The sequence below is a fragment of the Caballeronia hypogeia genome (assembly GCF_001544875.2).
GTDB classification, from domain to species: domain Bacteria; phylum Pseudomonadota; class Gammaproteobacteria; order Burkholderiales; family Burkholderiaceae; genus Caballeronia; species Caballeronia hypogeia.
In genome coordinates this window covers 378,875-392,940 of sequence record NZ_FCOA02000001.1, presented here as the reverse complement: position 1 = coordinate 392,940, position 14,066 = coordinate 378,875, and the positions used below count along the sequence as shown (strand labels likewise).

The 14,066-nt window shown below is 65.2% G+C and carries 14 protein-coding genes; 11 read left to right on the top strand and 3 right to left on the bottom strand.

All coding sequences use genetic code 11. From position 1 onward, the window contains the following. Nucleotides 1-63 precede the first annotated feature (63 nt). The 11 genes from AWB79_RS01805 (at nucleotide 64) to AWB79_RS01755 (ending at nucleotide 11,481) form a co-directional block, all read left to right on the top strand. Complete coding sequence (locus AWB79_RS01805) at nucleotides 64-441, top strand: response regulator (RefSeq protein ID WP_061165645.1); 378 nt, start codon at nucleotides 64-66, stop codon at nucleotides 439-441. 73 nt (nucleotides 442-514) lie between these two features. Beyond that, a complete protein-coding gene (gene cheA, locus AWB79_RS01800; protein WP_061165644.1) occupies nucleotides 515-2,833 on the top strand; it encodes a chemotaxis protein CheA in 2,319 nt (772 codons plus the stop codon). Nucleotides 2,834-2,869: 36 nt separating this feature from the next. After that, nucleotides 2,870-3,379: a chemotaxis protein CheW gene (gene cheW, locus AWB79_RS01795; RefSeq protein WP_061165643.1), complete on the top strand. Its 510-nt coding sequence runs from the start codon at nucleotides 2,870-2,872 to the stop codon at nucleotides 3,377-3,379. Nucleotides 3,380-3,401: 22 nt separating this feature from the next. Then, nucleotides 3,402-5,264: a methyl-accepting chemotaxis protein gene (locus AWB79_RS01790; protein ID WP_061165642.1), complete on the top strand. Its 1,863-nt coding sequence runs from the start codon at nucleotides 3,402-3,404 to the stop codon at nucleotides 5,262-5,264. A gap of 158 nt (nucleotides 5,265-5,422) precedes the next feature. Beyond that, on the top strand, nucleotides 5,423-6,352 hold the full coding sequence (locus AWB79_RS01785; RefSeq protein ID WP_061165934.1) for a CheR family methyltransferase: 930 nt from the start codon (nucleotides 5,423-5,425) through the stop codon (nucleotides 6,350-6,352). Continuing rightward, nucleotides 6,349-7,086 carry a chemoreceptor glutamine deamidase CheD gene (gene cheD, locus AWB79_RS01780; protein WP_061165641.1) on the top strand — a complete coding sequence of 246 codons (738 nt, stop codon included), beginning with the start codon at nucleotides 6,349-6,351 and terminating at the stop codon, nucleotides 7,084-7,086. Before AWB79_RS01785 ends, cheD begins: the two co-directional genes overlap by 4 nt. Nucleotides 7,087-7,103: 17 nt before the next feature. Beyond that, entirely contained in the window at nucleotides 7,104-8,204 is a 1,101-nt protein-coding gene (locus AWB79_RS01775; RefSeq protein ID WP_061165933.1) for a protein-glutamate methylesterase/protein-glutamine glutaminase, read from the top strand. A gap of 54 nt (nucleotides 8,205-8,258) precedes the next feature. Then, the gene (gene cheY, locus AWB79_RS01770; RefSeq protein WP_061165932.1) at nucleotides 8,259-8,654 is read left to right on the top strand and encodes a chemotaxis response regulator CheY; all 396 of its coding nucleotides are present in this window, start codon (nucleotides 8,259-8,261) and stop codon (nucleotides 8,652-8,654) included. Between the two features lie 35 nt (nucleotides 8,655-8,689). Further along, nucleotides 8,690-9,370, top strand: coding sequence for a protein phosphatase CheZ (cheZ, locus tag AWB79_RS01765; protein ID WP_061165931.1), 681 nt, complete (start codon nucleotides 8,690-8,692; stop codon nucleotides 9,368-9,370). Nucleotides 9,371-9,618: 248 nt separating this feature from the next. Then, complete coding sequence (locus AWB79_RS01760; protein ID WP_061165640.1) at nucleotides 9,619-10,143, top strand: DUF2844 domain-containing protein; 525 nt, start codon at nucleotides 9,619-9,621, stop codon at nucleotides 10,141-10,143. 18 nt (nucleotides 10,144-10,161) lie between these two features. After that, complete coding sequence (locus tag AWB79_RS01755) at nucleotides 10,162-11,481, top strand: DUF3443 domain-containing protein (RefSeq protein ID WP_061165639.1); 1,320 nt, start codon at nucleotides 10,162-10,164, stop codon at nucleotides 11,479-11,481. A gap of 75 nt (nucleotides 11,482-11,556) precedes the next feature. Here AWB79_RS01755 and AWB79_RS01750 read toward each other — a convergent pair whose 3' ends face one another. From AWB79_RS01750 to AWB79_RS01740, 3 genes are all read right to left on the bottom strand, one after another. Then, on the bottom strand, nucleotides 11,557-12,330 hold the full coding sequence (locus tag AWB79_RS01750; RefSeq protein WP_061165638.1) for an SDR family oxidoreductase: 774 nt from the start codon (nucleotides 12,328-12,330) through the stop codon (nucleotides 11,557-11,559). Nucleotides 12,331-12,347: 17 nt separating this feature from the next. Next, nucleotides 12,348-12,995: a thiol:disulfide interchange protein DsbA/DsbL gene (locus AWB79_RS01745; RefSeq protein WP_061165637.1), complete on the bottom strand. Its 648-nt coding sequence runs from the start codon at nucleotides 12,993-12,995 to the stop codon at nucleotides 12,348-12,350. A 181-nt stretch (nucleotides 12,996-13,176) separates the two neighbouring features. Continuing rightward, nucleotides 13,177-13,938 carry an SPOR domain-containing protein gene (locus tag AWB79_RS01740; RefSeq protein WP_061165636.1) on the bottom strand — a complete coding sequence of 254 codons (762 nt, stop codon included), beginning with the start codon at nucleotides 13,936-13,938 and terminating at the stop codon, nucleotides 13,177-13,179. Nucleotides 13,939-14,066 lie beyond the last annotated feature (128 nt).

Genomic DNA, 14,066 nt, shown 5'->3' with positions numbered 1-14,066 from the left:
TTTGCCCCGAAAACAAGCTCAAGACTCGACGCGTTTCGACCGTCAACACGGCAAGAGACAAACATGATCAAGAACATTCTGGCAATCGACGATTCGGCCGCGATGCGGCAAATCATCTCGGCGACGCTGGCGGCGGCGGGATACGAAGTGACCGTCGCATCCGACGGCGATGAAGGGCTGGAGTGGGCGCTCGCCGAGCGCTTCGATCTCGTTCTGACCGACCAGCACATGCCGGGCAGGAGCGGGCTCGATCTGATCGTGGCGCTGCGCGCGAACCCGGCTTACCGGGCGACGCCGATTCTGGTCCTGACGACCGAAGGCGGCGAGCCGTTCAAGGACGCGGCGCGCACGGCGGGCGCGACGGGCTGGATCGAGAAACCGCTCGATCCGGACCTGCTGACCGAACTGGTCGCCGCGCTCTCGGAAGAAACGCAGCACTGAACGACCAAGCAAGCAGCATTGAAGAGCGCGCACTACAGCGCCGACTGAACAGCATTCCTGCGGTGACTCAAGCATGACACTCGACATTACCCAGTTCTATCAAACCTTCTTCGACGAGGCGGATGAACTGCTCGCGCAGATGGAGCAACTGCTGCTCGTTCTGGATATCGCGAATCCGGATCCGGAAGACCTCGCGGCGATCTTCCGCGCGGCGCACTCGATCAAGGGCGGCGCTGCGACCTTCGGCTTCACCGCGCTGACCGAAACCACGCACATTCTCGAATCGCTGCTGGACCGCGCGCGCAACAACGAACTGACGTTGCGCCGCGACATGATCGACACCTTCCTCGCGACCAAGGACGTGTTGTCCGACCAGCTCGCCGCGTATCGCGCGAGCGCCGAGCCGGATGCGGCCGCGGCCGCCGCGATCTGCGCGAAGCTGGAGCGCCTGAAGAACGAAGGCGCCGAAGGCGGCGCGGTCGCCGTCCGCGCGGCGGCGAACAGCGAGCCGCCCGCGCTGCCGGGCACGGCCGAGAAGGCGAGCGCGCCGGTCGCGCCGGCCTACGAAGGCCCCAACGCGCCCCCCGCGCACGTGATCGCCCAGGCGGCGGACGTGATCGAGGACGACGGCAACTGGGATGGCGCGTTCGAACTCGCCGATGGCGCGAACGCCGGGACGAGCGCAGGAACCATGAATGCAGGAACCGCTGCCGGCGCGCCGGTGGCGGAAGTTGGACCCCACCTGAAAATTACGCTACGGGGGGTGGGCGAGAAGGACCTGGCGACTCTGATCGAGGAGCTGGGGAATCTGGGAAGCATCGTCGGAGAAAAGAAGACGGACGCCGAGTACGTGGTTTGGCTCGACTCGGACGTTCCCGCTGACGATATCGTCGCCGTGTGCTGCTTCGTGATCGATGAAACGCAGATCACGATCGGCCGTGGCGACGCGGCGGCGCAAGCCGTCGAAGCGCAGCCGGCGCACCTGGAAGCGCCGGCGGTGGCGGCAGTATCGCAACCCACGCTACAACAAGAGCCGAAGCAATCGCGGGCGGAAGTCGCGCCCGCATCCGCGGCCGGCAATGAAGCAGCAAAAGAAGAAGCGGTGGCGGCGGCAGATTCGAAAGACTCGTCCGCCGCCCAACCGTCAGGCAAGTCCGCATCGGGCGACGCCGATAAAAAGGCGCGTCCGCAAGCGGCCGCATCGGCGGAAGGCAGCTCGATTCGCGTCGGCGTGGAGAAGGTCGATCAGCTCATCAATCTGGTGGGCGAACTCGTCATCACGCAGGCGATGCTCGCGGAAACCACGAGCACCTTCGATCCCGCGCTGCACGACCGTCTGTTCAACGGCATGGCGCAGCTCGAGCGCAACGCGCGCGATCTGCAAGAGGCCGTCATGTCCATCCGCATGATGCCGATGGATTACGTATTCAGCCGCTTCCCGCGCCTCGTGCGCGACATTGCCGGCAAGCTCGGCAAGGAAGTGGAGCTCGTCACGTTCGGTCAGGCGACCGAGCTCGACAAGAGCCTGATCGAGCGCATCATCGATCCGCTCACGCACCTCGTGCGCAACTCGCTCGATCACGGCATCGAGACCGTGGAGGCGCGCCGCGCATCGGGCAAGCCGACCACCGGCCAGCTCGTGCTGTCGGCGGCGCATCACGGCGGCAACATCGTGATCGAAGTGAGCGACGACGGCGCCGGCCTGCGCCGCGACAAGATTCTCGCCAAGGCGCAGAAGCAGGGCATGCAGGTTTCGGAATCGATGAGCGATGAAGAAGTCTGGCAACTCATCTTCATGCCGGGCTTCTCGACCGCCGAACAGGTGACCGACATTTCCGGTCGCGGCGTCGGCATGGACGTGGTCAAGCGCAATATCCAGTCGATGGGCGGTCACGTCGAAATCATGTCGCGCCAGGGCGCGGGCACGACGACGAAGATCGTGCTGCCGCTCACGCTGGCGATTCTCGACGGCATGTCGGTGAAGGTCGGCAACGAGATCTTCATTCTGCCGCTCAACTTCGTGATGGAGTCGCTGCAGCCGGTGGCCGAAGACATCTACACGGTCGCCAACGGCGAGCGCGTGGTGCGCGTGCGCGGCGAATATCTGCCGCTGGTCGCGCTGCATCGCGTGTTCGATGTCGAAGGCGCGCGCACCGAACCGACGCAGGGCATCGTCACGATCATGCAGACGGAAGGACGCCGCTTCGCCATGCTGATCGACGAACTCGTCGGCCAGCAGCAAGTGGTCGTGAAGAACCTAGAAACGAATTACCGCAAGGTGCACGGCATTTCCGCCGCGACCATCCTGGGCGACGGCAGTGTCGCGCTGATCGTCGACGTGGCCGCGCTCAACCGCGAATCGCGCGCACAGCACGGCGCGCACTCTCACTAACACCATCAGACCAACGGCAGGCCAAAGGGAGCTCTCGTGGCAGACATTCAATCCATCAATAACGTGCGGCGTGACGCACAACAGGCCGAAGCCGCCGGACAAGAGTTTCTGGTGTTCACGCTCGGCGCCGAGGAATACGGCATCGACATCCTGAAGGTGCAGGAGATTCGCGGCTACGACAACGTTACACGCATCGCGAACGCGCCCGCGTTCATCAAGGGCGTGATCAATCTGCGCGGCATCATCGTGCCGATCGTCGATATGCGCATCAAGTTCAATCTGGGCCGCGTCGAGTACGACAACCAGACCGTCGTGATCATCCTGAACGTCGCGCATCGCGTGGTCGGCATGGTGGTCGACGGCGTATCCGACGTGCTCACGCTCACGCAGGAGCAAGTGATGCCCGCGCCGGAATTCGGCGGCACGCTCGCGACGGAATACCTGACGGGTCTCGGCACGGTCGATGGCCGCATGCTGATCCTGATGGACATCGAAAAGCTCATGACGAGCCGCGAGATGGAGTTGATCGACTCCGTCGCCGCATAACGAGCGAAGTGAGAAAGAAGCCATGCTGAAGAAGTTGTCGATCCGCACGACGCTCACGCTCGTCGGCCTGCTGTTCACCGGATGCGCGGCGCTGATCGGCGCACTCGCGCTGACCGGGCTCAACTCCGCCGGCGCGTCGCTCGCGTCGCTCGCGCAGGAAGACATGGTCGCGATGCGCGCGCTCTCCGAAACGTCGTCGTATCTGCTGCGCGCGCGCGTGACCCTGGACAAGGTGCGCTCGCTCGCCGAAGCCGGCAGCGCCGACGAGGCGAAGAAGGCCATCGATCGCGGCCAGTATCTGCTCGACAAGAGCAACGAGAACTGGAAGCTCTATCTCGACACGCCCAAGCCCACGCTGCCGAAAGACACGCTCGACGCGCTCGTCGCGCAGCGCGATACGCTCGTGAAGACCGGCGTGGAGCCGGAATTCGCCGCGATCCGCGTGAACGACATGGCCGCGTATCACGCGATCGCCGACACGAAGATCAGCCCGATGTTCGTCACGTTCGATCAGGCCGTGACCGCCGCCGTCGCCTCGCATCAGGAGCACGCGGAGAATTCGCGCGCCAGCACGTCGTCGCATATCGCGGCGCTCAACATGACGATCGGCGCGGTGCTCGTGCTCGCGGTGCTGATGCTGATCGGCACGCGCATGGCGCTCTCGAGCCTGATCGTGAAGCCTATCAACGAGGCCGTCGATCACTTCGACCGCATCTCGCGCGGCGATCTCACGCAGAGCGCGCACAGCGACAGCGGCAATGAAATCGGCCGCCTGTTCGCGGGCATCGAACGCATGCGCGCCAATCTGACCTCGATGGTCGGCGCGGTGCATCGCGGCGCGGAGTCGATCGATGTCGGCGCACACGAGATCGCGAGCGGCAACACCGATCTGTCGCAGCGCACGGAAGAGCAGGCCGCTTCGCTGCAGGAAACGGCGTCGAGCATGGAAGAGCTCACCAGCACGGTGAAGCAGAACGCCGACAACGCGCGCCAGGCGAGCCAGCTCGCGGTGAACGCGTCGGATATCGCGTCGCGCGGCGGCGAAGTCGTCGAGCAGGTCGTCGAGACCATGCACGCGATTGCATCGAGCTCGAACAAGGTCGTGGACATCATCGGCGTGATCGAAGGCATCGCGTTCCAGACCAACATTCTCGCGTTGAACGCAGCCGTGGAAGCGGCGCGCGCCGGCGAGGAGGGGCGCGGCTTCGCGGTGGTCGCGGGCGAAGTGCGCTCGCTAGCACAACGCAGCGCCGCGGCGGCGAAGGAAATCAAGACGCTGATCGGCGATTCGGCCGCGAAGGTCGACAGCGGCACCGACCTAGTCGCACGCGCCGGTCAGACGATGGGCGAGATCGTGCAGGCGGTGCGCCGCGTGACGGACATCATGGGCGAGATCAGCGCGGCATCGGAAGAACAGTCCGACGGCATCGAGCAGGTCAACCGCGCCGTCACGCAGATGGACAGCGTGACGCAGCAGAACGCCGCGCTCGTCGAGCAGGCTGCGGCTGCCGCGGCGTCGCTCGAAGAGCAGACTCGTCAACTCAAGGACGTGGTCGCGCAATGGCGCGTGGACGGCGCAGGCGTGGCCATGCCCAAGCGCACGAGCGCATCGGCGGCGGTCGCGCGTCTTGCGTCGGGTGCGCCGGGTGCGCGTATCGAGCCTTCGTCGGCTGCTGTGGCGAAGAGCGTCGAGAAGCACGCGAAGTCCGCCGAGAGCGCAAAAGTTGCGCCGGAAGCGGCCGTTATCAAGGAAGCACCCAGCGAAGCGCCGAAGGCCGCAAGCAAGCCGGTCAGCAGGCCCGCGATCAAGCCGGCGAGCACGGTAAGGCCGGCGCCGCGCGCGAAGGCCACGACGGCCGACGACGGCGACTGGGAAACCTTTTAACCCGAATCCGGAACGAAAACGGCCATGCAGGCATCGCGCACCATGATCGATAGCCGTCGTTTCAACGAAACGCACGGAAGACGCGAGCCGGCATGGTCGAGCGCGACGAACACGCCACATCGGGCGCCGGGTATGGCGCCAAGGAAGCACGAAACATCATGATGGCAACGCGCAACCCGCGCATCGACTTGCCCGCCAATGTGCGCAGCCCCGAAGTCGAGCGCGATTTCGAATTCACGTCGGCGGACTTCGCCCGCATTCGCGAGCTGATTCATCGGCGCGCGGGCATCTCGCTGTCGGACCACAAACGGGACATGGCGTACAGCCGCCTCGCGCGACGTCTGCGCGCATGCGGCATCGACACGTTCAGGCAGTATCTCGACCGCCTCGAAACCCACGAGGACAACGCCGAATGGGAAGCGTTCGTCAACGCGCTGACCACGAACCTCACGGCGTTCTTCCGCGAGTCGCATCACTTTCCGATTCTCGCGGAGTTCGCCAAGCGCCGGCAGCAGCCGCTGTCGGTGTGGTGCTCGGCGGCGTCGACCGGCGAGGAGCCGTATTCGATCGCGATGACGCTCGTCGAAGCTCTCGGCGATCACGCCGCGCGCCAGTGCACGGTGTTCGCGAGCGACATCGACAGCCAGGTGCTCGCCAAGGCAGAGGCGGGCGTGTACTCGCTCGATCAGGTGAAGGCCTTGCCCGTGGAGCGGCTGAAGCGCTTCTTTCTGAAGGGCACGGGCTCGCACGCGGGTCTCGTGAAGGTGCGTCCCGAACTGCGCGCGATGGTGAACTTCGGCCGCGTGAATCTGACGGACGCGCGCTACGACGTGAAAGGCCCGTTCGACGCGATCTTCTGTCGCAACGTGATGATCTACTTCGACAAGCCGACGCAAGCACAAGTGCTGACGCGCTTCGAGCCGCTGATGAAACCGGGCGCGCTGCTGTTCGCGGGGCATTCGGAGAACTTCACGTATGTGTCGCAGGCGTTCAGGCTGCGTGGCCAGACCGTGTACGAACTGATGCGCGACACGAAGCCCGCGACGGCGCCGAAAGCCGCGCGCGCGCTCGCAGGGGCGGCGGTATGAGCGGACTGCCGATCGCGTCGAATCTTTATTTCGACAATCACTTCAAGAAGCCGGGCGTGAAGCTCCTGCCGAACGAGTTCTACATGACGAGCGAAGACATGGTGCTCGTCACGGTGCTCGGTTCGTGCGTGGCGGCGTGCATCAACGACCGCACGGCGGGCATCGGCGGAATGAATCATTTCATGTTGCCCGATGACGGTTCCGACGCGTCGCACGCCGCCTCCGATTCGATGCGCTACGGCGCGTACGCGATGGAAGTGCTCATCAACGAACTGATCAAGCGCGGCGGACGGCGCGAGCGTTTCGAAGCGAAGGTGTTCGGCGGCGGCGCGGTGCTCGCGGGCATGACGACCATCAATATCGGTGATCGCAATTCAGAGTTCGTGCGTCGCTATCTGGCGCTCGAAAAAATTCGCATCGTCGCCGAGGACTTGCAGGGCGCGCATCCGCGCAAGGTCGCGTTCATGCCGCGCTCGGGTCAGGTGATGGTCAAGAAGCTCAAGACGCAGCACGATCCGGTGGTCGTCGAGCGCGAGCAGGCGCTCGTGCAGCGCACGCCGGAAGAGCGCGCGGAACGCCTCGCGAAGGCGCGTGCGCGGGTCGAATTGTTTCAGCCGAACGCGGCGGGCGCGAAACCGCGCGCGGAATTGTTCACGTCGCAGGCGAAGCCGCGCGTCGAACTGTTCGGCGCCGCGCGCACGCAGCGTTTCGTCAAAACGGCGGAGGAAGCATGACACTCAACGCCATCGGCATGAAGGCGCCGGGCGCGCCGAAGATCAAGGTCTTGTGCGTCGATGACTCGGCGCTCGTGCGCAGCCTGATGACCGAGATCATCAACTCGCAGCCCGACATGCACGTGTGCGCCACCGCGCCCGATCCGCTCGTCGCGCGCGAACTGATCAAGCAGCACAACCCGGACGTGCTCACACTCGATGTCGAAATGCCGCGCATGGACGGCCTCGACTTCCTGGAGAAGCTGATGCGCCTGCGGCCGATGCCGGTCGTCATGGTGTCGTCGCTGACCGAGCGCGGCAACGAAATCACGCTGCGGGCGCTCGAGCTCGGTGCGGTCGATTTCGTCACGAAGCCGAAGGTCGGCATTCGCGACGGCATGCTCGACTACGCCGAAAAGCTCGCCGACAAGGTGCGCGCCGCATCGCGCGCGCGCGTGCGGCAGCACGCCCACACGACGAGCGCGCCCGCGCAGACGCAGGCCGCGCACAAGCCCGCGCCGCATTTCAACAACCCGCTCGTATCGACGGAAAAGCTCGTGATCGTCGGTGCATCGACGGGCGGCACGGAAGCCATCCGCGAAGTGCTCGTGCCGCTGCCGCCCGACGCGCCCGCGGTGCTGATCGCGCAACACATGCCGCCTGGTTTCACGAAGTCGTTCGCGCAGCGCCTGAACGGGCTGTGCCGCATCACGGTGAAGGAAGCGGAGCACGGCGAGCGCGTGCTGCCGGGTCACGCGTATATCGCGCCGGGCCACGCGCACCTGGTGCTGGCGCGCAGCGGGGCGAACTATGTCGCGCATCTGTCGGACGCGCCGCCGGTGAACCGGCATCGGCCATCGGTCGATGTGCTGTTCCACTCGGCCGCGCAACACGCGGGCAAGAACGCGATCGGCGTGATCCTGACCGGCATGGGCCGCGACGGCGCCGCCGGTCTTCTGGAAATGCAGCAGGCGGGCGCGTACACGCTCGCGCAGGACGAAGCGAGTTGCGTGGTGTTCGGCATGCCGCGCGAAGCGATTGCAATGGGCGGCGCAAGCGAAGTCGCGCCGCTCTCTGAAATGAGCCGGCGCGTGATGGCGCGGCTTGCCTCGATGGGCGAACGCGTGCAGCGCGTCTGAACTTTTTGGATTGATTACGCGGCGCTGCCGCTTTGAGAACACACGGGAGTAATGATGGACAAGAACATGAAGATCCTCGTCGTCGACGATTTTCCGACGATGCGCCGTATCGTGCGTAACCTGCTCAAGGAACTGGGCTACGGCAACGTCGATGAAGCCGAAGACGGCGCGGCGGGTCTCGCGCGTCTGCGTGGCGGCGGCTTCGACTTCGTGATCACCGACTGGAACATGCCGAACCTCGACGGCCTCTCGATGCTGCAGCAGATCCGCGCGGACGCGGCGCTCTCGCATCTGCCGGTGCTGATGGTGACGGCGGAATCGAAGAAGGAGAACATCATCGCGGCGGCGCAGGCGGGCGCGAACGGTTACGTGGTCAAGCCCTTCACGGCCGCCACGCTCGACGAGAAGCTCACCAAGATTCTCGAGAAGTTGGCCAAAACCGGGAGCTGATCGTGAATGATCTGACCACTGAATTCGCCGCCGCGATGGCGCAGAGCGAAGGCAGCGAGAGCGATCTGTCGAGCGACCGCATTCTCGCGCGCATCGGCCAGCTGACGCGCACCCTGCGCGACTCGATGCGCGAGCTCGGCCTCGACAAGCAGGTCGAAGCCGCCGCGCAAGCCGTGCCCGACGCGCGCGACCGCCTTAAGTACGTCGCGACGATGACCGAGCAGGCCGCCGAGCGCGCGCTGAACGCGATCGAGCTCGCCAAGCCGATGCAGGAAGCCATGCAGACCGAGGCGCTCGCCCTCGACGCGCGCTGGGCCAAATGGTATGACGCGCCGCTCGCGCAGGGCGAAGCAGGCGCGCTGCTCGCTGAGACGCGCACGTTCCTGCAAAACGTGCCGGAGCGCACTCAGGCGACCAACGCGCAACTGCTCGAGATCATGCTCGCGCAGGATTTCCAGGATCTGACCGGGCAGGTCATCAAGAAGATCACGGACGTCGTGTATCTGATCGAGCAGCAATTGCTGGGCGTGCTGCTGGAGAACATCGCGCCCGAGCGGCGCGAGCAGTTCGCGGCGTCTGCGGCGGCGTTGATGTCGTCGGCGAGCGTCACTCAGGACAGTCTGCTCAACGGTCCGCAGATCAATCCGGAAGGGCGCAGCGACGTCGTTCAGGATCAGTCGCAGGTCGACGATCTGCTCGCGAGCCTCGGTTTCTGAGGTCCGTTTTCGGGTAGTCCGTTCGACATACTCAGCGTTGCAAACGAACGCGAAGCGCATACCAATGCGCTTCGCGTTTTTGCTTGTGTGCGCTTGCGAACGTTAGGACTATTCCTCGTGGCTGGCATACTTACGCTGTTCGCAACGGAAAATTTCGTGCGAAAAATAGGTGGCAGATCTGTCACTCAATCGTCATGAGGCGGTCGCGGACGAGTATGCGACCGACGGATTAACCGATAGGAGGCCCAGTGAAGGCACCGAAGCAATCCCGTCATGGGCATCTTGTAACAGCGCTGGCGTTCGCCGCCGGCGCGTTGAGCGTATGCGCGGCGGCGCCGGCATACGCGGTGCTCGGCGGCGAGCCGATGACCGCGCCGGACGGCGCGACGTCCACCAACGCCGTGGTGCGTGCGGCGACCCCGAACGGCGCATCGGGCGTATCGGCGGCGACGGCATCGAATTACACCGTGCGCACGACCACGCTCGCGAGCGGCACGACCATCAACGAATATCTGACCACCGAAGGCGTGGTTTTCGGAATCGCATGGCACGGTCCGCGCGTGCCGGATCTCGCGTCGCTGCTCGGCAGCTATTTTCCGCAGTATCAGGAGGGCCTGAAGGCGCAGCGCGCCGCGCGCGGCGGCCGTGGGCCGGTGAGCGTGGAAAGTTCGGGGCTCGTCGTCCGGTCGGTGGGCCATATGGGCTCGTTCGCGGGCAGCGCGTATCTGCCGCAATCGTTGCCGGCGGGCGTGTCGGTCACCGACATTCAGTAAGGGACGGGAGAATCCAGTATGCATAGAACGACACGTGGCCTTCCCGCCTATTCGTCCCATCGCCGCGGCGGCCTGGTCCGCTGGCTCGGCGTCCTTTGTCTCTCGATCATGCTCGCGGCCTGCGGCGGCGGCGGCGACAGTTCCAGTTCCAGTTCCAGTTCCAGCGGCGGCGGCTCGTCGGGTGGCTCTGGCGGCAGCTCGGGTGGCGGCAGTTCGGGCACCAGCACGGCGAACGCCCAGCCGATTTCGCCCAACGGCACTAACGCAGTGCCGATCAGCGTCGATTCCGGCGTCGCCGGTTTCGTCAACATTCCGAATGTCTCGGTGACGGTGTGCGTGCCCGGCACGTCGCAGTGCCAGACCATCGACCATATTCAGGTCGATACGGCTTCGTTCGGCCTGCGCATTCTGGGCGGCGCGGCGCAGTCGGTGGTCACCAGCCTGCCCGGCGTGCGCGCCGCGAACGGCGGGCAGCTCTCGGAATGCGCGGGCTTCGCCGACGGCTATACGTGGGGCACCGTGCGAACCGCCGACGTGAAGATCGGCACGGAAGTGGCGTCGGGCGTGCCAATCCAGATCATCGGTGACCTGGCCGCATCGGCGGCGCCGACAGGCGCGAACGGCTGCCCGTCCGGCAACGACGAGAACTCCACCGCCGATATCGGCGCGAACGGCATTCTCGGCATCGGACCGGCGACGTACGACTGCGGCAGCTCGTGCGCGAGCACGGCACTCAACGCGATGTACTTCTCGTGCACCAACGGCACGAACTGCACCGGCAGCACCGCGACGCTCGCCCAGCAGGTGATCAATCCGGTGACGAAGTTCGCGGTCAACAACAACGGCGTGATCCTGCAGTTGCCGCCGGTGCCCGATAACGGCGCGGCGAGCGCGACAGGCGTACTGATATTCGGCATCGGCACGCAGGGCAACAACTCGATCGCGGGCGTGACGAAGTACGGCACGGACGGTTACGGCGATCTGTCGGGCGTGTACAAGGGCTCGAAGTACACGACGTTCTTCGATTCCGGATCGAACGGCAACTTCTTCCAGGACAGCTTCCCGTTGTGCTCGAGTTCGAGCGCGTTCTATTGCCCGAGTTCGGAGCAGCAACTGTCGGCGACGATCACCGGCACCGAAGGCAACACCGCGACCGTGCCGTTCCAGCTCGTCAGCGCTCGCACGCTGACGTCGAGCGGCGGCAAGTTCGCGTTCAACAGTCTCGGTGGGCAACTGGGCATGTCGAATTACTTCGACTTCGGTCTGCCGTTCTTCTTCGGCCGGCACGTCTATGTCGGATACGACTTGCCGGGCAGCTCGCCTTACGTGGCGTTCTGATCGCCCGAAGGCCTGACGGGCCAGCAAAAGAAAAACCGGCTGCGTTTGCGCGCAGCCGGTTTTTTTATCGACGCTTCATTCGCCCGCGCGTGGCTTGCGCGGCGCGCGCTCGAACAGCGCGTCGTAGAGCCAGCGCGGCAGCGCATGCAGCAGCATGCCCGCGATGCGCATCTGCCACGGAAAGGTCGCGTAGCGCACGCCGCGCGCGATGGCATCGGCGGTTTTCGCGGCGAAGCGGTCGGCGTCCATCAGGAAGGGCATTGGATACGGATTGTGCGCCGTCATCTCCGAGCGCACGTAGCCGGGCGCGATGGTGACGACGGACACGCCCTGCGGCCGCATCTCGACGCGCAGCGACTCCAGATACTTCGCCGCCGCCGCCTTCGACGCGCTGTACGCGCCCGATCCCGGCAGTCCGCGCACACCCGCGACGCTCGCAATGCCGACGAGCGTGCCGCGCCGCGCGGCCGTCATCGACGCGACGAAAGGCTCGAAGGTCGCGACCATGCCGAAGTAATTGGTGTCCATCACGGCGCGGAAGGTGTCGAGATCGCCGTGGCCGGTCAGCACGCCGCGGCTCATGCCCGCGTTCGCGATCACGATATCCGCCGCGCCATGCTCCGCGATGAAGCGGCGCGCGGCATCGGCGAGCGCGTCGGCGTCGCGCACGTCGGCGGGATAAATCGAAATGGAGCTTTGCGGATGGCGCGCGGCGAAGGCCCCGAGGGACTCTGCGCGGCGGGCGACGAGGCCGACAACGGCCCCGCGCTTCACATACTCTTCGGCCAGTGCGAGGCCGATGCCGCTCGATGCGCCGGTGATGAAAACCTTCAGGCGAACTTCATTCATGCCGGCGCGGGAGGGAGTTACAGCTTCTTGTCGCGAACTTGCTGGACGAGGAAGTCCATCACCGAGGTCGTGCCCGGCAGGCTGTTGGTCATCGCCGGACCGGTTTCGTACTTGCCTTGCACGACGACCGTCGGCACGCCGTCGATCTTGTAGTCCTGCATGAGCTTGGCGTCGCGCTGCACGGCGCTTTGCGTCGAGAAGGAGTTATAGGCGTCCATGTACTTCTTCGGATCGACGCCCTGTGTCTTGAGGAAGTCCGCCTGCGCCTGCGGCGTCAGCAGATAGTTCTTCTTCACGTGGATTTCGTTGAACACGGCCGGCGTGACCTTCTCGGCGACACCGAGCGCGTCGAGCGCGTGATACATCTTCGAGTGCGGGATGAAGTCGTCGCGGAACGCCACCGGCACGCGCTTGAACACGACATCGGGCCCCTGCTTCTTCGCCCATGCCTCGATGTACGGCTCGAACTCGTTGCAGTGCGGGCAGCCGTACCAGAAGAACTCGATGACCTCGACCTTGCCCGCGGGCGCGCCGACCGGCTGGGCCGCCTGCAGCACCGTGTAGTCCTTGCCTGCGGTGGGCGCGGCCGCGGCCGAATTCGCGACGCTCATCGAAGCGGCTGCGATGCCAAGGGAGAGAGCCAACGCGCTAAACAGTTTTTTCATGATTGGAGAAGGAAAGCAAAAGGTACGCGAGAGCGACAAAAGGAGGTCCATAAGTGGGACATACGACGCTTAAACCACACTTAAGCCATGCTTGAACGGTCAGGGCGCGGATGAGGCGCCGGCCCTCTTTCGCGTCTGCGCTGCCGCTAAGGGCGCGCAGACGTTTCGACTTCCAGCTGCCTTATTGCTTGGAGAAACGGATCACGGCCGTATCGACGCCGGCATCAGAGAGACGCTGACGCGCGGTGTTCATCTCCTCGAACTTCGCGAACGGACCGATGCGTACGCGATAGTACGTCACTCCGCCCGCATCGCGCTGAGTGACCTTCGATTCGAAGCCCTGGAAGCCCAGGCGCGCGCGCTGCTGCTCGGCGTCGGCCTGAGTCTTGTACGCGCCGACTTGCAGGAAGTAACCGGTATTCGGCTCGCCGGGCGCGGGCGGCGTGGTCTTGGCTGTCGTCGGCGCCGAGCCGCCCTTCGGCGGCGTGGCGTTGGCGTTACTCGTTGCGTTCGGAGCGCCCGGCGTGGTTTCCGGCTTCTTCGCGGTCGTCGTGCTCGCGTTCTTCGGCGTCGACGCGCTTCCGGCCGAAGGCGGCACTTCGACGATCTGCGGCTCGTCGAGCATGCCCGACGACTGCGTCTGATTGTTGGTCTGGCCCGGCGCGGTATTCGGCGGCGTGGGCTGCGCGGCTTGCGGCACGGCCTGGCCCGGCGTCTTGCCTTGCAGCGGACGGTTCGGGTCGTACGGCTGCGCGGCGGACGGCGCGGAGTTGGCCTCCGACGGCGGCGGCGCGACCTTCGCCACGAACGGCGTGGGCGCGCGCGTGATATAGAGCGCGACGATCACGGCGATCGCGAGGCCGACAATCAGGCCCAGCACGATGCCGATGAATGTTCCCCCGGTTTGCTTCGACTGTTTCGATGTGCGGCGTGGTTTTGCCATCGTATGAATCACCTGCGAGAGAGTCTTCTGGTTGGGCGACGATTATAGCCGGGGGTCAAGGCGCTCCTGCGCCAGCCTTCCGTCCCCACGCGCCGGAATAGTCCGATTTCGACGCGTGCGCGAAGGAA